This window comes from Desulfotomaculum sp., from assembly GCF_982386235.1.
In genome coordinates this window covers 14542-31475 of the sequence record NZ_CEVWQM010000021.1, presented here as the reverse complement: position 1 = coordinate 31475, position 16934 = coordinate 14542, and the positions used below count along the sequence as shown (strand labels likewise).

Annotated in this window: 20 protein-coding genes; 1 reads left to right on the top strand and 19 read right to left on the bottom strand. The window is 47.6% G+C overall.

The window, feature by feature from the left end; all coding sequences use genetic code 11:
* Nucleotides 1-20 precede the first annotated feature (20 nt).
* From atpA to AC1U9Z_RS12775, 15 genes are all read right to left on the bottom strand, one after another.
* The gene (atpA, locus tag AC1U9Z_RS12845; RefSeq protein WP_333531589.1) at nt 21-1526 is read right to left on the bottom strand and encodes a F0F1 ATP synthase subunit alpha; all 1506 of its coding nucleotides are present in this window, start codon (nt 1524-1526) and stop codon (nt 21-23) included.
* 21 nt (nt 1527-1547) lie between these two features.
* A complete protein-coding gene (locus AC1U9Z_RS12840) occupies nt 1548-2093 on the bottom strand; it encodes a F0F1 ATP synthase subunit delta (RefSeq protein WP_479957631.1) in 546 nt (181 codons plus the stop codon).
* Entirely contained in the window at nt 2087-2581 is a 495-nt protein-coding gene (gene atpF, locus AC1U9Z_RS12835) for a F0F1 ATP synthase subunit B (RefSeq protein ID WP_333531587.1), read from the bottom strand. Before atpF ends, AC1U9Z_RS12840 begins: the two co-directional genes overlap by 7 nt.
* Before the next feature lie 109 nt (nt 2582-2690).
* Nucleotides 2691-2924, bottom strand: coding sequence for a F0F1 ATP synthase subunit C (gene atpE, locus AC1U9Z_RS12830; RefSeq protein WP_333531586.1), 234 nt, complete (start codon nt 2922-2924; stop codon nt 2691-2693).
* A gap of 41 nt (nt 2925-2965) precedes the next feature.
* The gene (gene atpB, locus AC1U9Z_RS12825) at nt 2966-3757 is read right to left on the bottom strand and encodes a F0F1 ATP synthase subunit A (RefSeq protein WP_333531585.1); all 792 of its coding nucleotides are present in this window, start codon (nt 3755-3757) and stop codon (nt 2966-2968) included.
* Nucleotides 3754-4212, bottom strand: coding sequence for an ATP synthase subunit I (locus tag AC1U9Z_RS12820; RefSeq protein ID WP_479957629.1), 459 nt, complete (start codon nt 4210-4212; stop codon nt 3754-3756). Before AC1U9Z_RS12820 ends, atpB begins: the two co-directional genes overlap by 4 nt.
* Nucleotides 4213-4216: 4 nt before the next feature.
* Nucleotides 4217-4447, bottom strand: a complete 231-nt coding sequence (locus AC1U9Z_RS12815) for an AtpZ/AtpI family protein (protein WP_333531583.1) — start codon at nt 4445-4447, stop codon at nt 4217-4219.
* Between the two features lie 278 nt (nt 4448-4725).
* Nucleotides 4726-5880 (bottom strand): non-hydrolyzing UDP-N-acetylglucosamine 2-epimerase, encoded by a 1155-nt coding sequence (gene wecB / locus AC1U9Z_RS12810; RefSeq protein WP_479957627.1) that lies wholly within the window; start codon nt 5878-5880, stop codon nt 4726-4728.
* A 333-nt stretch (nt 5881-6213) separates the two neighbouring features.
* Entirely contained in the window at nt 6214-6528 is a 315-nt protein-coding gene (locus AC1U9Z_RS12805; protein WP_479957625.1) for a MazG-like family protein, read from the bottom strand.
* 155 nt (nt 6529-6683) lie between these two features.
* Nucleotides 6684-7121 carry a deoxycytidylate deaminase gene (locus tag AC1U9Z_RS12800; RefSeq protein ID WP_333531580.1) on the bottom strand — a complete coding sequence of 146 codons (438 nt, stop codon included), beginning with the start codon at nt 7119-7121 and terminating at the stop codon, nt 6684-6686.
* Nucleotides 7122-7252: 131 nt separating this feature from the next.
* Nucleotides 7253-8494, bottom strand: coding sequence for a serine hydroxymethyltransferase (locus AC1U9Z_RS12795; RefSeq protein ID WP_479957623.1), 1242 nt, complete (start codon nt 8492-8494; stop codon nt 7253-7255).
* A 58-nt stretch (nt 8495-8552) separates the two neighbouring features.
* The gene (gene rpiB, locus AC1U9Z_RS12790) at nt 8553-9011 is read right to left on the bottom strand and encodes a ribose 5-phosphate isomerase B (protein WP_479957621.1); all 459 of its coding nucleotides are present in this window, start codon (nt 9009-9011) and stop codon (nt 8553-8555) included.
* A 26-nt stretch (nt 9012-9037) separates the two neighbouring features.
* Nucleotides 9038-9490 carry a low molecular weight protein arginine phosphatase gene (locus AC1U9Z_RS12785; RefSeq protein ID WP_479957619.1) on the bottom strand — a complete coding sequence of 151 codons (453 nt, stop codon included), beginning with the start codon at nt 9488-9490 and terminating at the stop codon, nt 9038-9040.
* 157 nt (nt 9491-9647) lie between these two features.
* The gene (locus tag AC1U9Z_RS12780; RefSeq protein WP_479957618.1) at nt 9648-10190 is read right to left on the bottom strand and encodes a manganese efflux pump MntP; all 543 of its coding nucleotides are present in this window, start codon (nt 10188-10190) and stop codon (nt 9648-9650) included.
* A gap of 186 nt (nt 10191-10376) precedes the next feature.
* Nucleotides 10377-11441: an L-threonylcarbamoyladenylate synthase gene (locus AC1U9Z_RS12775; protein WP_479957616.1), complete on the bottom strand. Its 1065-nt coding sequence runs from the start codon at nt 11439-11441 to the stop codon at nt 10377-10379.
* 166 nt (nt 11442-11607) lie between these two features.
* Here AC1U9Z_RS12775 and AC1U9Z_RS12770 point away from each other — a divergent pair, with 166 nt between their 5' ends.
* Nucleotides 11608-12309, top strand: a complete 702-nt coding sequence (locus AC1U9Z_RS12770) for a HoxN/HupN/NixA family nickel/cobalt transporter (RefSeq protein ID WP_333531574.1) — start codon at nt 11608-11610, stop codon at nt 12307-12309.
* A 102-nt stretch (nt 12310-12411) separates the two neighbouring features.
* Here AC1U9Z_RS12770 and AC1U9Z_RS12765 read toward each other — a convergent pair whose 3' ends face one another.
* The 4 genes from AC1U9Z_RS12765 to rpmE all read right to left on the bottom strand — a co-directional run bounded on the left by AC1U9Z_RS12765 (nt 12412) and on the right by rpmE (nt 16836).
* Nucleotides 12412-14229, bottom strand: coding sequence for an FAD-dependent oxidoreductase (locus AC1U9Z_RS12765; protein ID WP_479957614.1), 1818 nt, complete (start codon nt 14227-14229; stop codon nt 12412-12414).
* Nucleotides 14230-14407: 178 nt separating this feature from the next.
* Complete coding sequence (prmC, locus tag AC1U9Z_RS12760) at nt 14408-15358, bottom strand: peptide chain release factor N(5)-glutamine methyltransferase (protein WP_479957612.1); 951 nt, start codon at nt 15356-15358, stop codon at nt 14408-14410.
* Complete coding sequence (gene prfA / locus AC1U9Z_RS12755; RefSeq protein ID WP_479957610.1) at nt 15358-16428, bottom strand: peptide chain release factor 1; 1071 nt, start codon at nt 16426-16428, stop codon at nt 15358-15360. The genes prmC and prfA overlap by 1 nt, the downstream gene beginning before the upstream one ends.
* Before the next feature lie 207 nt (nt 16429-16635).
* On the bottom strand, nt 16636-16836 hold the full coding sequence (gene rpmE / locus AC1U9Z_RS12750; RefSeq protein WP_333531570.1) for a 50S ribosomal protein L31: 201 nt from the start codon (nt 16834-16836) through the stop codon (nt 16636-16638).
* Between the last annotated feature and the right edge of the window lie 98 nt (nt 16837-16934).

Sequence of the window (16934 nt, the reverse complement as noted above, 5' to 3'; positions counted from 1 at the left end):
CTACGACACTAGAGAATGCATTAGGCAAAGGACTTCTTAAATTCTTCGATGGCAGCCTTTAACTTCTCATCGGTATCGGATTTAATTTCTTTTTGTTCTCTGATAGCCGTAAGGATATCAGACTTGCTGGAGCGCATAAAATTAATGAAACCTTCTTCAAAGGCACCTACACGGCTCAAATCGATATCATCGAGGAAACCTTTAACAGCAGTGTAGATGACAACCACTTGCTCTTCTACTGGATATGGCTTGTACTGACCTTGCTTCAGAATCTGTGTAGTACGTGCACCACGATTCAGGCGGGCCAAGGTAGATTTATCTAAGTCGGAGCCAAATTGGGCGAAGGCAGCCAATTCGCGATATTGCGCTAAGTCTAGACGAAGCTGACCAGCAACCTGCTTCATGGCTTTAATTTGAGCCGCACCACCAACCCGGGATACTGACAGACCTACTGAAATCGCAGGACGCATACCGGAGTTAAACAAGTCAGATTCCAGGAAGATCTGACCGTCTGTAATGGAAATAACGTTGGTGGGAATGTAGGCAGACACGTCACCAGCTTGGGTTTCAATGATGGGCAGAGCGGTAATAGAACCGCCGCCGAAATCTTCGCTAAGACGAGCTGCACGCTCTAACAGGCGGGAGTGTAGATAGAATACGTCTCCAGGGAATGCTTCACGTCCGGGTGGACGACGCAGCAACAGAGACAATTCACGATAAGCAGCCGCCTGCTTAGACAAGTCATCATAGATGATCAAAACGTCTTTGCCTTGATCCATGAATTCTTCACCCATGGCACAACCGGAATAAGGAGCCAGGTAAAGCAGTGGGGCAGGTTCGGAAGCGTTAGCGGCTACAATGATGGAGTATTCCATGGCACCGTGGGCTTCCAGAGACTGCACAACACCTGCTACGGTAGATGCCTTCTGACCTACGGCTACGTAGATACAGATAACATCCTGACCCTTTTGGTTGATAATGGCATCAATAGCCACAGCAGTTTTACCAGTCTGGCGGTCACCGATAATCAATTCCCGTTGGCCACGACCGATGGGAACCATCGCGTCGATAGCCTTTAAGCCTGTTTGCAGCGGCACGGTAACGGATTTACGGGTAATAACACCAGGAGCAATACGCTCAGTGGAACGGTATTTATCAGTTTTAATAGGACCTTTGCCATCAATGGGCTGGCCCAACGGGTTAACAACACGACCAATTAGGGCGTCGCCTACGGGAACGGAGATAATCCGGCCAGTACGCTTTACCGGGTCGCCTTCTTTAATGTGGGTGTAGGGACCCATAATAACGCAACCGATGTTATCTTCTTCCAGGTTGAGGGCCATACCGAAGGTGCCGCCAGGGAACTCTAATAGTTCAGAGGCCATGCAATCTTCGAGGCCATAAACACGGGCGATACCGTCGCCGACCTGGATAACGGTGCCCACGTCAGATACTTCTACCTGGGCCTCGTATTTATCGATTTGCTGCCTTATGATCGAGCTGATCTCTTCAGGTCGCAAATTCATGTACTGGTTCACCCCTATCTATTAACTGGTTTTGGACATAAGGCGTGATTTTATAGTAGCCAGGCGGGTTTTGATGCTGCCATCAATAACCTTACTACCGATACGTACAACTACACCACCGATAAGTGAAGGATCTACTGCAAAGGTAGGCTCAACTTCTTTACCGGCCAAGCGTGAAGCCACTTTTATAAGTTCTTGTTTTTGTTGCTCGTCGACGGCAACAGCGGTGGTTACTTCTGCTGCCACTTTGCCCCGAGCTTCATTGGCTAAAAAAGAAAATTCAGCTGCTATGCCTGAGATGTAGTTTTCGCGGCGTTTATCTACTACTAAACTTAAGAAGTGTAAGGTTTTAGCAGAGATTTTGTCACCAAAAATCGCCTTGAGCAAGTTCTTCTTTTCACCAGGTAACACCTGCGGATGATATAAAACCTTTTGGAGTTCCCTAGTCCCTTCAATTGCTTCGGCAACACCCTTGAGCTCTTGTTCTATCGCTTCCAGGGTATTTTTATCCTGAGCAATTTCATACAGGGCCTGGGCATATCGTCTTGCCACAGCCCCTCTTAACATGGCAGATCCCCTGCCTCTTTAACAAATTTGTCTACCAGGTCCTTTTGAACATCAGCGTTCAGTTTCTGGTCGATAATCTTGCCAGCAACCAAAATGGAGAGTGTAGCAACCTGATCCCTGAGCTCGGCCACTGCCTTTTCCTTTTCTCTTTGGATTTCGGCCAGGGCACCATCAGTTACACGGGCAGCTTCAACCTTGGCAGCTTCAATGATCTGCTGGGCTTGTTCTTCAGCATTCTTGGCGGCACGGGCCAAAATTTCTGCGGCCTGTTCGCGAGATTGCTGTAGATCAGCCTGTAAGGCAGCGCGCAGTTGTTCTGCTTGCTTTTTATCTTCTTCGGCGGCAGCAATGCTGCCTTCGATAAGTTCCCTACGTTTTTCCAGCATGTTCATAAATGGCTTGTAGGCCACCGCCCGGAGCAAGATTAATAAGACCAGGAAGTTGAACATCTGGGCAAGTATTGTGCCATTAAAACCTAAGCTCTCCACAAATTCCCCTCCTTCCGTCTGGGCGGACAGTAAGGAAGGCGATGGCGGGCTTGGAGACCCCGTTAAGCCCGCCAGATCGCCCCCGTCCTAAAAAAATGTACTTGTTGGATTAACCAAGCTTACCAAATAACATAAAGGCAAGTACTACGGCAATAATGGGGATAGATTCGATTAGACCTACAGAAATAAACATGGTGGTTTGAATGGTACCTTTAGCTTCGGGCTGACGGGCAATAGACTCAATGGCTTTACCAGTACAAATACCGTCACCAATGGCAGCACCCAGAGCACCTAAACCTACGGCTAAACCTACAGCAATAGCAGCAGCGGCTCCTACTTCCATTTATTTCTCCTCCTTTCCTGAAATGTTTTAGAGATAAAAACCTAGTGGTGATCAGCTTCTTCATGGGCGGCAAACTGTGAAACGTAAGCAATGGTTAACATTGAGAAGACAAATGCCTGCACACAACCTACGAATACAGAGAAGGCCAACCAGATAACTGAAGGAATGAATCCGCCAAACAAGTAAGCATTGATGTTGATTAGACCTAATAAGACAGCAATCAGCACTTCACCAGCGAAGATGTTGCCGTAAAGACGGAAGGCCAGAGTAACAGGTCTTGCGACTTCTTCAATTAGGTGAATCAACACAAAGGGTTTAAAGGGCTTGAAGTAGTGACCGATATGACCACCAATTCCATTGGCTTTAAAACCATGATAGTGAATTAACAATACAACGATTAAAGCAAGGCCAAAGGTCGTATTCTTATCTGCTGTTGGTGAACTTAGTGTCGGTATCAGACCCATCAGGTTTGAAAATAGGATGTAAATGAAAAATGTTACAATGATGGGCATCATGGCAGCCCCTAGCTTGTTGCCAAGGTTGCCAAAGACCTGGCCACCTAGAAAGTCCCACAAGAGTTCAAAAAATGTTTGGGCTTTGCCAGGGCTTCTGACCTTCTGATCCTTGGTACAGTACCAGGCAAAGAGTAATACCAGTGCCATGGCAATCCAGGTCATGATCATGGTCCTGGGACTAATGCTAAGTCCAAAGATATGCCAGTACTTATCGAAGTCCGTGAACAATGGAATATTCCAAAAGTTTAGGGCCACTTCCACCTCGTGCAGCATATCATGATGTTCTGCTGCCTGCGCAGCTCCCGCTGCAGCGCTCATGCTTTTTCACCCCCTTCACGTTGAATTTTTTTAACTTTATTATCGAAAGTGCTTGTTTTGAAGGCACTTTCTTTAATCACGGTGATAAAAAAGTCAGAGATCGACAGGATCGGGGCAACAAACAAGCCTACCGCTGTGGCATTCAAGCTGACATTAGGCATTTTGATAGACAACCACAGGGTGGCCATGATGATAATAAGGCGAATGAAAAAGCCCCTGCGCATATATGCAATTGCTTTGCCAACATTCTTAATAGTGGCAACCTTTTTAATTCTTTTGCTTAGTAAAATGGCATTTTGCAGGCTGACTAAGGATCCAATCAGTAGGCCCTTGTAAACAACATTGCCATAATCTAAAGCAACTGCTAATACCAAGCAAGCCACAACGATAGCCGTAGACTTAATGGTTCGTTTCAGTTGTATCTCCAGATTAGGCATGGTTTGGGAACCCAGCATAGACTCACTCCTTGTCTTTTTTGCGGAAAGTTTCCAGGGTCATGTAAACCCCCCACATACCCCCGGCCATGCCCAGCAATAAGCCTGCCAGCATCAACCAAGGATCCGTATTGAACTTGCTGTCTAGCCATCGTCCGCTAAAATAACCAACCGTAGTTGCGGTGGCAATCTCTACGCTGATGGAAGATGCCAGAGCCAACGCTCTAAGTGGTTCTCCTTTTCTTTTTTCAGTCATAGGGGTTTTGGCATTCCTTTCAGGTAGCTAGCTGTTAGCTTTCTGCCTCCTGCAATATCGCAGCGTTAATTCAATAATTCACAATACATTACACTTGTTCGGATTTTCACCTTTGTCATATGCATGACGTGTCGTGTACGTGACAATTGTGCGTCTTTTGTCATAATATACTTCTACAGGTTTTTCATTTTTCCTCCACCGAATTAAGACTTTAGGCAATTTTTTAAATAATTTTTTACTACATGCATGTTAAATTCCCATATATGGAAAATATTATGCTATGATTTAGCTAAAAATTCCTCTGGTTGTTCTTCTGAAAGGTCAAATTTGTGACAAATGAAGTCAGCAATCCTTTTGGAGGCCAAACCATCCCCATACGGATTGACAGCCTCCGACATTTTCTTGTAAAATTCTAAATTGTCAATAAGTTTACTTGTGACAGATAGCACTTTGTCTTGGCTTGTCCCTACTAATTTTACTGTTCCAGCTTCCACTGCCTCTGGCCTCTCGGTGGTATTGCGTAGTACTAAAACAGGTTTTCCCAGAGAAGGGGCTTCTTCCTGCATGCCCCCAGAATCTGTTAGTACCAAATAACACCGCTGCATTAAGTTAATGAAGGGTTCATACTGCAGCGGCTCGATTAAATGAACCCTGGCCATCCCGCCTAAGACTTCATTGACCACCCGTCGTACAGCAGGATTTTTATGTACTGGGAAAACAATCTCCACATCTGGGTAGTTTTCCACAATTTCTTTAAGGGCATTATAAATAGCCCGCATGGGTTCCCCTAGGTTCTCCCGACGGTGGGTTGTTACCAGCAACACCTTATGTTTATTAAAATCAATACTATTTAATAGGGGATCGGCAAAGGCATAGTTTTCTTTGACTGTTGCTTTTAGGGCATCAATTACCGTGTTTCCTGTGACAAAGATGTTTTCTATTTTTATATTTTCTTTAATTAGGTTTTGCAGGGACCTTTGGGTTGGTGCAAAATGATACTCGGCCAAGGCTCCGGTAAGGTGCCGATTCATTTCTTCCGGGAAGGGTGAATATTTGTTGTGGGTTCTCAGGCCTGCCTCCACATGCCCCACTGGTATTTGTCTGTAATAAGCAGCCAAAGCAGCCACAAAGGTGGTGGTGGTATCTCCATGAACCAGCACCAAGTCTGGGTTGCACTGGGTAAGGACATTCTTTAGACCCTCTAGTGCCCTGACGGTAACATCGTAGAGTGTTTGCCCCTCCTGCATGATGTTAAGGTCATAATCAGGAACAATTTCAAATAGTTCCAACACCTGATCCAACATCTCCCGATGTTGAGCGGTTACGGCAACGATGGATTTAATTTTGTCCGGTCGACAATTTAATTCCTTGACCAACGGTGCCATTTTAATCGCCTCCGGACGGGTTCCGAAGACGGTAAGTACTTTAAGCATGTTCTACCTCCGTAAGAATAGCCTTCAACCCTCAGCCATCGGCCTAAAGATAGCCTTGGGAGGCCTTGGATTTTGGCCATGGGCCACGAACCGTGGCCTTTTTTGCATGATTTATTTATGATTATTTGACGTATAGCATCGTTTCATTCGGGCTGGCATTACTAGGCACGGCTTGCCTTGTTGTCATCCTGAGCGGCAGCGAAGAGTCTTGGGCCTAACCTTTCAATGGGAAAGATCCTTCGCTATCGCTCAGGATGACGTAGATGATGGTTGCCGTCTCATGGCCCAAGGCCAGCGAATAACCAATGGTTTGTGATGGTGCATCATGGGTAGTTAATCGATGTGTAGATACCCTTTGCTAATTAATTTTTCTAGATGTCTTTCCCTCGTCTTCTCAATATTTACTCCGTATTCCTCTTCTAAGACAAACATCATGCTGACAGCGGTCTGGGCTACGTCGAGGAGTTCTTTACTGATTAGCTCCATGACTTCCTGCTCTTGGTATTTTGTCTGTTCGCCGCTCATGCCTCGGAATTTACCAATGGCTTGGGCCAATTCACCTGTTTCTTCCATTAGCTTTAAAGCTGTGGATTCCATGGTTGGTGAGAGGTTATTAAGTTTGGGCAGGGCAATGGTTTTAGTTAACATGATGCAGCCTCCTCCACCTAACAGTATATTAGTAAAGATTAAAAATTACAAGTTTTTGCTAAATTTTAAAGGTTATTGAACGAACAAGGCCTGTCTAGGGACAAAGTCCTGACAGGCCATAAAATGATTCCCTTTGGCCAAGAGCCTATAAAATTTTATATTTTTACCAGTTCTATGCCTGCCTCCTCGAATATCCTAAGGGAAAGGTCGTCCGGGTAATCTCCGGCAAAGATTACCTTTTTTATCCCCGCATTGACAATCATCTTGGAACACATAACGCAGGGTTGATTTGTTACATAAATGATGCTGCCCCGGATGGCGGTACCATGCACGGCTGCCTGGATAATGGCATTTTGCTCTGCATGCAGGGATCGGCAAAGTTCATGTCGCTGCCCGGAAGGTATGCCTAACTTTTCCCTCATACAGCCAATATCCAGACAATGGGCCAAGCCCGCAGGTGCACCGTTGTAGCCGGTGGCCAGAATACGATTGTCCTTGACGATGACCGCCCCCACCTTACGCCGTAAGCAGGTAGAGCGGGTGGCAGCCATGCGGCAAATCTGTATAAAATATTCATCCCAGGAAGGACGCAATTTTGTGGACCTCCTTTGGGTAGTGTGGTTGTTTTTGGGCGGTTATCTTTCGCTTAAGGTTGCAGAGACAAACCTTTTAGCCTTCTGCCATCTAGCTTTTAGCGGATGGCTTGACCCCAAAGATCCATCCCTTAAGCATACAGTGGATATTTATCACAGAGCTCTTTGACCATGGCCCGGGATTTTTCTTGGATGGTTGGGTTGTCTTTTTCTTTTAGGGTTTGGACGATGATCTGGGCTATTTTGTCCATGTCGTCCTCTTTAAAGCCTCTGGTGGTGGCAGCCGGTGTGCCAAGGCGGATGCCGCTGGTGACAAAGGGTTTTTCCGGATCAAAGGGGATGGCGTTTTTGTTACAAGTAATGTGCACTTCATCCAGTAATTTTTCTGCTTCTTTGCCGGTTATCCCGGTTCCCCTGAGGTCAACTAGCATTAGGTGGTTGTCTGTGCCTCCGGAAACTAGGTTAAAGCCCCTTGCTAATAACCCTTTGGCCAAGGCCTGGGCGTTTCCTAGAATTTGCTGTTGATACCCTTTAAACTCTGGTTTTAGTGCTTCTCCAAAGGCCACTGCTTTGGCCGCAATTACGTGCATCAGGGGGCCGCCCTGGCTGCCAGGGAAAATGGCCTTGTCCATTATTGGGGCATATTTTTCTTTACACAATATCATGCCGCCCCGGGGGCCTCTCAGGGTTTTGTGGGTGGTGGTGGTGACGATGTCGGCATAGGGTACGGGACTTTGGTGTAGTCCGGCAGCCACTAGGCCAGCGATATGGGCCATATCCACAAAGAAGTAGGCATCAATTTCTTTGGCGATTTCGCTGATCCGTTTGAAATCAATGGCTCTGGGATAGGCACTGGCTCCGGCAACAATCATTTTGGGTTTTTCCTGCACAGCCACTTCCCTTAATTTATCGTAATTGATGCAGCCAGTGGCTTCTTCTACGCCATAGGCTACCACATTAAAGTATTTGCCAGATACGTTGACCGGGCTGCCATGGGTGAGGTGTCCACCGTGGGCTAGGTTCATACCGAGAATTTTGTCCCCTGGTTGCAGCAGTCCAAAATACACCGCAAAGTTGGCTTGGGCACCGGAATGGGGCTGCACGTTTGCATGATCTGCACCAAACAGTTCTTTGGCTCTGCTAATGGCTAATGATTCAGCAATATCCACAAATTCACAGCCACCATAGTAGCGTTTGCCGGGATATCCCTCGGCATATTTGTTGGTCAATACCGACCCCTGGGCTTCCATTACCGCGGGACTCACAAAGTTTTCCGAGGCAATGAGCTCGATATTTCTTTGCTGACGCTGAAATTCGAGGTCTATGGCCTTTGCTAGCTCGGGGTCTGTCATGGATAGATTTCCTTTGATCATTGGTTTCTCTCCCTTCGAATTGGCCTTGGTTCATGGGCTAGGTTAACGGCTCAAGGCCCTACGGACAAAAGCTCTTCTCGATAGCCATTATCTTGTCCACCCTCTTGGCATGGCGGTCGCCGGCGAAGGGGGTGGTGATGAAGTTTTGTGTGATGGCTATGGCTTTTTCCAGGTCAATGAAGCGGGAGCCCATGGTTAGGACGTTGGCATTGTTGTGTTCTCTGGCTAGTTTGGCGATTTCTGGGTCAAAGACGTTGGCCGCTCTGACGCCGGGTATTTTGTTGACAGCTATGGCCATGCCCACACCGCTACCACAAATGAGAATGCCTTGCTGGCATTGGCCGGTACGAACTTTTTCTCCTACGGCCAGTGCAAAATCTGGGTAGTCACAGGATTCGGTACTGTTACAGCCTATATCCTGAACGGTAACCCCTTGACTGTTGAGGTATTGGCTAATTTTTTCCTTCATTTCAAAACCAGCATGATCGCTTCCCATTACTACTGTAAGATTTTTCAATGATTTAACCTCCATGATGCCTCTATTTACTCCGATAATTTGTCCAATGCTTTACTGATCATGTGCTGTAATTCTCCTGCACAGTTACGGTAGGTTTCCACTGAACTGCCATAGGGGTCGGAAACATCCAAGGGCAGCTCGACGTATGCTCCTAGGGTAAAAACTTTGTCAGTGGCCTCTGGACATTTGCTTATTATTTGCTGACGGTGATTTTCTGTCATGGTTAAAACAAGGTCTGCCTCGGCAATCCGTTCCGGTGATAGTAGAGTAGCACGGTGGTGAGATAATTCTATGCCTTGATCGGCCAATACTTCAATGGCCTGATGGCTAGCCTTTTCTCCAGGCCAAGCCATGGTACCGGCTGAGATAAAGGTCAGTCCACTTAAACCCCGTTCTTCTGCCATTGCTCTGGCCAAGGCCTCGGCCATGCTGCTACGGCAGGTATTTCCGGTACAAACAAATAAAATTTTTTTCTCCATCATCATCCCCCCGAGCAACATTCCTGCATGGTATTATTCCCAGGCTGGTAAAAACAAAAACTGCCCTCTACACTAAGGACAGTTACTTTTTTCTACAATTATCCTGCTTTTTCCTTCTTTTCGCTTTTAGCTTTTTCGCATGTCAAATTGCTAATCGCTAAAAAAATAATTTTACCCCAATGCCGGCTAGGATTAGTCCGCCTAGTAGCTCTGCCCGTTCACCAAGCCAATCCCCTACATATTTACCTAGGGTAAGTCCGGCAAAGGTCATGATTCCCGCCACAAGGCCAATGACACCGGAGGCTAGCAATAGGGATACTTGTTGGGTACCCAGGGTAAAGCCTACGCTGAGGGCGTCCATACTGACGCTGGCAGATAAAAGCAGCAGGCCCTTGGTGTTGGTAATGGTAAAACGAGGTTCACTGCCGTCACCAGGTTTGATCGTATCCCATATCATTTTACCACCCAGATATATTAACAGCAGCGCACCGGCAATGGAGGCAGCCTGACCCACTTTGCTTCCTAAATAACCACCGGCAAACCAACCCAGAAGGGGCATAAAGACGTGAAAGGCCAACACAGTAACACTGATCATGGCAATCTGACGCCGATTGATTCCTGCCAGGCCTATACCAATGCAGAGGGAAAAGGCATCGGTGCCTAAAGCCACGGCTAAGGCAAGTAATGTTATCAGACTCAAGATAACCCCCAGCTTTCTTATTTTTTGGGCCATATGGCTTGGGCCATGAGCCATGGGCTTTTTTAGGACCCATGGCGGAGGCCAAGCTTCACGACCGTTTCGTTTTGGCTAATCTATTTTCATATAAATCTATGCCATATGCTTATAAAAAATAGCCAACTCAAAAGATTAATCCTGTCTAAATAATTAACACTCAAACTTTTCAACCGCAGCCCGGCGGAGGCGGTTCATGATGGCTAGGCCGATGCCGGTTGTTGCAATGCCTTCGACTAGGATAACATCGACATGTAGTTGGTCAAATTCCCTTAGTCTTGAAAATAGGCTGGCGGCGGCAGTGGTGGGGTTTTCCCTGGTGCCAAGTTTAAGTATTTTGGCCTGGGGGGGGTAGCCCTGGGCCTGCTCTTCGGTGGCTAAAATTCCTACTTTTTTACCCTGGGCCAGTAATGCCTGGGCCCTTTCCGTGATAGCTATCTTAATTTTATGGGGTTCACCCTCAAATAAGATCACTGGAGAGGTTGGGGCGTAGTGCCGATATTTCATACCAGGTGAACGCGGCACCTGATCCTTGGGCAGTTTTTTTCCCAGCACCGAGGGGTCAATGATGACGTCACCTAAGACTTCCTTTAATTCCTCGTAGGTAACCCCGCCTGGGCGCAGGATGACAGGCACTTTACTGGTTAGGTCTAATACCGTTGATTCTAAGCCCAGTCCCGCCGGTCCGCCATCCAATATAGCATCAATTCTGCCCTGCAGATCGGCCTGAACATGTTCTGCCTTGGTGGGACTTGGCCGGCCGGATTGGTTGGCACTGGGGGCCGCTATAGGCAGCCCCGAGGCCCGTATCAATGCCAGGGCCACTGGATGATCCGGCATCCGCACCGCCACTGTGTCCAAACCACCCGTAACTTCCACTGGAATATGCTTGGCTTTGGGGACCACTAAGGTTAATGGACCTGGCCAAAATTTTCTCATTAACAACGAGGCCTTATCTGGAAGATTTCTGCTCAAATCCTTTACCATACTAGTATCTGCTACGTGTAGGATGAGAGGGTTGTCTGAGGGCCTGCCCTTAGCACAATAGATAGCTGCCACCGCCTTACGGTCCAAGCCGTTAGCCCCAAGGCCGTAAACGGTTTCTGTGGGAAAGGCTACCAAACCACCTTTTTTTATCATAGCTGCCGCTTGCTGAATGATAGCCTCATCTAGCTGGGCAGGACGGACAAGCCAATTCTTAGTATTGATGTATTCCATTATGCATCTCCATCTTTTAGCTTTTAGTCAAATGGCACCTTTTGCCAATGGCTAATCGTTTTCAGGTTAGTATAACATATTATTTGGTGCAATATGAAGTTTATGGTATTAAAACCCTTTCGGCCCGAATAGTAATTAGGGACTAGTATTGCAGGGGGGGGTTATTGTGGATTTTTGGCTATATTTCTTTTCTGCCCTTGGAATTGGTGCCTTGCACGCCTTAGAGCCCGGCCATGGTAAGAGTATCATGGGGGCTTATTTAATCATGTCTCGGGGCCGCTCCCGGGATGCTATTCTTCTGGGTTTAACTTCCGCTATTACTCACACCTTGATCATTGTGATGATGGCTGTATTGGCCCATTCTGCCACTGCACTGGCCATGTCTAACGCTAGCATTTCCCAAGAACAAATGGGACTCTGGCTGAAACTCGTTTCCGGTGCCATTATTGTTCTGGTGGGTTTAAGAATGATGCTGCGCAAAAATCAAACTTGCAGTTGTGGTTGCGGTCATACCCGCCATCCTACGGCAAAATCCTGGCGCAATCCAGGCCAGGCTAGGGTTAGTTTATTCGATATTCTCTTGCTTGGTTTTACCAATGGGTTGATGCCTTGCCCCAGCGCCCTGGCTATTTTACTCCTATCCCTTAGCAGCGGTGCCCTTGTTAGCGGCTTAGCTTTGGTTATTGCCTTTGGCATTGGCGGTGCGGTGGCATTGGTTACCATTGGGCTTGTTTTTGTTAAACTCTCTTCCTTTACCGGCAACCTACTTGACCATGGACCCTGGCGCCTGCTGCCACAGTTAAGCGGCTTTTTAATCTTTGCCATTGGGGGAGTGACCGCATTTACTGCCTTTATGAAGCTATACTAAAAGCGATGGTTTGAGGCCACCAAAAACACTGCGGTGGCCATTAATTAGAATAGGCTGACAGGTATCCCCTACCTATCAGCCTATTTGTATGCTTTGCCGGAACTATTTTGTTTTATTTTTTTCAACATAATTTTGTAACAGCACATAGGCAGCCGCACGGGTTAGTCTGCCGTCGTTGGTTTCTAGGCTTGTCGATATGTTTTTGTCCCCGTAGGTCTCCATTATATAGTCATAGGCCTCTTGGCGGGACATTTCTTGGCCGGCGTATTGGGACAGGATTAGGGCAGCCTTTTTTCCGCTGAGGTAGTTCTTATCTCCCTTGTTCTGCCGTAATTCTTCGGGTATGGTTATCCCATATATGCGCGAAAGTTCCTGGAGCTGGTGGATTAATTCTTCTTCGGCAATAATTCCATCCAGCTGGTAGTCGTTGGGGTAACCTCCTTGCACCAGTGCATGTTTACGCATCATCTTTAAGGCATTGTAGGCCCAGTGCTTGGTTATGTCTGATTCCCGCCAGGTAAAGGGCTTGATGTCCATCCCCTGGTTGTTTAACATTTCTTGCAATTGACTGATATATTTACTGTTTTTACTTAGTTCCCGAAAGTTCTTATTCTCTTCAATGCTCAGGGCCGCTGCCGCTCCGGCGGCCTCACCAGTGGACATACCCACCGGGACTGTTCTGGCACTGCCGTGGGGCAATGAATCGAAACTGGCTGAGCGGCCCACCACCAGTAGGTTATCTATTTTCTGGGGCACGAGGCACCGGAAGGGAACAGCGTACTGAGCAGGCACCCCTATGACGGCACCCTTTTCCTCCGGACCGGAGGCCTGTACATCCACTGGGTAAGAGCCAAAGGCAATGCGATCGGGGAAGTCTTTGTTCTCTAAGACATCATCGATGGTCAAACGGTATTCACCGTAAATATGTCTGGATTCACGAATATACAGTTCCGGAGCTACCTCAGACACAAAACAATCCTGTAGTCCGGGGATATTTTCTCTGAGATAGTCTACAATTAGGGGCAGCTCCTGTTGAGCAAGTCGAATGGCCTCTTGGCGGGATTGCCTATCCACGGGATCCACATTGAAGATATGCAGGGCATTGATCAACACGGTGCCATCCTTTTGCCGACCCATATTAAGACCGCGAATACCTACCCGCTGGTTACTGGACTGGTATTGCTCCATAATCGGCCCAAAGCCCCAAGCGCTGACGTTGTTGGCACCGGTAAACCAGTCATCATCCTCGGTAAGCACCCTACGGATTTCCTGCCAGTCCTCTGGTGTAATACCATCCAGTTGGAAGACCAAGGTGGTAGCCATTTTTCTCGCAGGGTAGCCGGCATCCTCCTGGCCAACACTGAAGGGGACTCCCGCAGCGGCGGCTAAATCGGCATCCTGGGTGGCGTCAATAATGCCTTTGGCGATGTAGGTGGTAACCCCGCCATTTTTATTTTCCACCCTAACACCTTCAACAAAGGATTGGCCGCTCTTATGGCCCATCACTGGTGCGAAGGATTTTACCCCTAAGCAAAGTTCCAAATCGTCTTCATTCGCCAGCATTTGTTCAAAGATTTCCTGGGCTTTATGGATATCAAAGGTGCCTGAACCGATTTGCTTGTAAAATTCCAAAAAGATCCCTTTATTTAAAACATCTGTGCGGTTGCCAAGGTTATTCGGGGCCATGTTCATGTCAATGACGTTCAACCAGCCCCGGGTAAATAAGCCCCCTACTTCGGGCCGACTATCAATTAATAGGGTGGACAGGCCATTTCTGGCTCCGGAAATGGCTGCGGCAATGCCCTCCGGATCACTCCCCACCACAATAAGATCATATTTTTTTGTATTTTCCTTGGAAGTCTCGGCCAAGGCTGGGCTTGGCCACGGCGTTACAATCGAAAGCATAAGAAAAAACAACATGATGTAACCTGCTAATCTTTTCAATTTTCCTGCAGCCTTCCTTTCTATATTAAGTCCTTCATATAGTAAGACGCAGAAGGGGTTGAAAATGTTCGCCTTTTTTGGGGGAATTTGTTACTTTAGCTTTTAGCTGCTCGTTTTCTGGTTTTTGCTGCTGGCAATGGCTAACAGCGAATAGCTATTTTTTCTTCGCCACCATCAAGCGTTCTCGTCCGGCCAAGTCCCTCCGCACTGCGCCCTGCCATTGTTCGGGGGCTAGGATATGCTGGGCTCCTTGGCCCTGCCCGGGTCCGATTTCCATGAGTAGTAAACCGCCGGGCTGTAAGAGCCTGTGGGCCTGGGGTAGCAGCAGGCGGTACAGGTCTAGTCCGTCGGGGCCTCCGTCTAGGGCCAGATGAGGTTCGAAATCCCTCACATCTTTCATTAAAGATGGTATCTCCCCACAGGGTATGTAAGGCAAGTTTGCCGTGATCATGCTGACTTTCCCCGCTAGTTCTCCCATTACCGGCTCAAGGAGATTGCCCCGGTGAAAGCGCACCCTTTCTTTGACACCTAATCTTTGGGCATTCTGCCTTGCCACCTCAAGGGCTGCTCGGGAGATGTCAACGGCATATACCTGTAGTTCTTCCAGCAGGGCGGCCAGGCTAACTGCTATGGCACCACTGCCCGTACCGACATCAATGGCCAATAAAGGAAAGTCTTGGTTGTCACAGAAAAACCTTAGGGCCGTTTCCACCATCATTTCTGTATCTGGCCGGGGGATTAAGACATCCGGTGTTACAATAAACTCCATGCCCATGAATTCTTTGTGGCCAATAAGATAGGCCACTGGTTCCCCCTGGGCCCGACGCTCCAGCAACTTTTGATAATGTTGCTGTTGCTCCACGGTAAGGGCTTGGTCATCCCTCAGGAACAAACCCGTTCGATCGATTCCTGTCACGTGAGATAGCAACACTTGGGCGTCCAGGTTGAATAATGGATTTTGTTGTTCTTTTAAATATTGCCTCCCCTTGATAAGGGCCTCTTTAAGGCAAACCAGGGGGACGGTTCCTCTGGTTTCTTTTGAGGCTATCAAAGGCCATCTACAACCAGAGGAACCGTCCCCCTGGTTTGCCCTGGTCTTTGGCATTATTCTTCCACTGTCTTAAGGCGTTCGGCTTGATCGGTGGTGATTAGTGCATCGATTAATTCGTCCAGGTCACCTTGTAGAACGTATTCCAATCGGTGCAAGGTAAGTCCAATGCGGTGGTCGGTGATTCGGTTTTGGGGGAAGTTGTAGGTACGAATCCTTTCACTGCGGTCACCGCTGCCCACCATGGATTTGCGGACACCTGCAATGGCCTTTTGCTGCTCCTCTTGGGCTTTATCCAGCAGGCGGGATCTGAGAACCCGCATGGCTTTATCTTTATTTTTGTGCTGAGATTTTTCGTCCTGGCAGGATACCACCGTACCAGTGGGAATGTGGGTAATCCGTACCGCAGACTGGGTGGTGTTTACACACTGTCCGCCGGGGCCACTGGCACAAAACAAATCAATGCGGATATCGTTAGGATTAATGTCGATATCAACGTCTTCTGCCTCGGGTAATACTGCCACGGTGGCAGCAGAGGTATGAATGCGACCGCCGCTTTCGGTGGCTGGTACCCTTTGTACCCTGTGTACGCCACTTTCAAATTTCAGCGTGCTAAAGGCCCCTTTCCCTTCAATTACGAAGGTAACCTCTTTGAAACCGCCGAGGTCCGTTTCGTTAGCCTCCATAATTTCGGTACGCCAGCCTTTCTTTTCAGCATAGCGAGAATACATTCTAAATAAGTCGCCGGCAAAGAGGGCTGCCTCGTCGCCACCTGTACCACCACGAATCTCCATAATTACGTTTTTATCATCGTTGGGGTCCTTGGGCAGCAGTAAAATTTTTAACTGCTGTTCCAGTTCCTCGATCTTGGTTGTTAACTCTTCCACTTCCAGTTCCACCATCTCAAGGAAATCGGGCTCCAGTTTATCCTCCAGCATTAGCTTATTTTCCTGAAGATCTCCTTTGGCCTTTTTATATTGGCGGAAAACAGCCACCACCTCGGTTAAATCGGAATGGGACTTGACCAACTGCTGCCATTTCGTCCGATCTGCCATAATTTCTGGGTCACTGATTTGACTTTCTAATTGTTCAAAGCGATCCTCCAGTACCTGGAGTTTATCGTACATTCACGTCACCTTCCTTATGGACTGCATTAAAGGCTTTTATCGCAACTTCTACCTGGTTGTTGTCCGGTTCGCCGGTCTTAAAAGTTCATAGGCCACACACGGCCACCACTGGCAGAAGGAGAATATGGAAGAATACATAAAGGGAACCCCCTTATAAAAATCGGGGGCAAATAAAGAAATAGCAGAGCCCCAGCTCTGCTAACTACGCTATTCCATGCCGTATTTTTTACGGAATTTCTCAGCCCGTCCGCCAACTTCGATTTGGCGCTGAGCACCTGTGTAGAAGGGATGGCAGTTGGAGCAAATTTCAACTTTGATTTCTTTTTTAGTGGAGCCAGTCTTAAAAGTGTTACCACATACACACCTAACTTCTACTCCCTGATATTTAGGATGAATCTTCTCTTTCATTTACAACTCACCTTCTTTCTCGACCAGATACAACAATGCCAAAGGCATTCATGACATAATAAAGACACGACGATATTATAGCATAGAAAAATGTAGGG

What these genes read in the sequence shown, in the direction of transcription:
- atpA (WP_333531589.1), bottom strand. Translation starts at nt 1,526, where the DNA reads ATGAATTTGCGACCTGAAGAGATCAGCTCGATCATAAGGCAGCAAATC.
- AC1U9Z_RS12840 (WP_479957631.1), bottom strand. Translation starts at nt 2,093, where the DNA reads ATGTTAAGAGGGGCTGTGGCAAGACGATATGCCCAGGCCCTGTATGAA.
- atpE (WP_333531586.1), bottom strand. Translation starts at nt 2,924, where the DNA reads ATGGAAGTAGGAGCCGCTGCTGCTATTGCTGTAGGTTTAGCCGTAGGT.
- atpB (WP_333531585.1), bottom strand. Translation starts at nt 3,757, where the DNA reads ATGAGCGCTGCAGCGGGAGCTGCGCAGGCAGCAGAACATCATGATATG.
- AC1U9Z_RS12820 (WP_479957629.1), bottom strand. Translation starts at nt 4,212, where the DNA reads ATGCTGGGTTCCCAAACCATGCCTAATCTGGAGATACAACTGAAACGA.
- AC1U9Z_RS12815 (WP_333531583.1), bottom strand. Translation starts at nt 4,447, where the DNA reads ATGACTGAAAAAAGAAAAGGAGAACCACTTAGAGCGTTGGCTCTGGCA.
- wecB (WP_479957627.1), bottom strand. Translation starts at nt 5,880, where the DNA reads ATGCTTAAAGTACTTACCGTCTTCGGAACCCGTCCGGAGGCGATTAAA.
- AC1U9Z_RS12805 (WP_479957625.1), bottom strand. Translation starts at nt 6,528, where the DNA reads ATGTTAACTAAAACCATTGCCCTGCCCAAACTTAATAACCTCTCACCA.
- AC1U9Z_RS12795 (WP_479957623.1), bottom strand. Translation starts at nt 8,494, where the DNA reads ATGATCAAAGGAAATCTATCCATGACAGACCCCGAGCTAGCAAAGGCC.
- AC1U9Z_RS12785 (WP_479957619.1), bottom strand. Translation starts at nt 9,490, where the DNA reads ATGGAGAAAAAAATTTTATTTGTTTGTACCGGAAATACCTGCCGTAGC.
- AC1U9Z_RS12775 (WP_479957616.1), bottom strand. Translation starts at nt 11,441, where the DNA reads ATGGAATACATCAATACTAAGAATTGGCTTGTCCGTCCTGCCCAGCTA.
- AC1U9Z_RS12765 (WP_479957614.1), bottom strand. Translation starts at nt 14,229, where the DNA reads ATGTTGTTTTTTCTTATGCTTTCGATTGTAACGCCGTGGCCAAGCCCA.
- prmC (WP_479957612.1), bottom strand. Translation starts at nt 15,358, where the DNA reads ATGCCAAAGACCAGGGCAAACCAGGGGGACGGTTCCTCTGGTTGTAGA.
- prfA (WP_479957610.1), bottom strand. Translation starts at nt 16,428, where the DNA reads ATGTACGATAAACTCCAGGTACTGGAGGATCGCTTTGAACAATTAGAA.
- rpmE (WP_333531570.1), bottom strand. Translation starts at nt 16,836, where the DNA reads ATGAAAGAGAAGATTCATCCTAAATATCAGGGAGTAGAAGTTAGGTGT.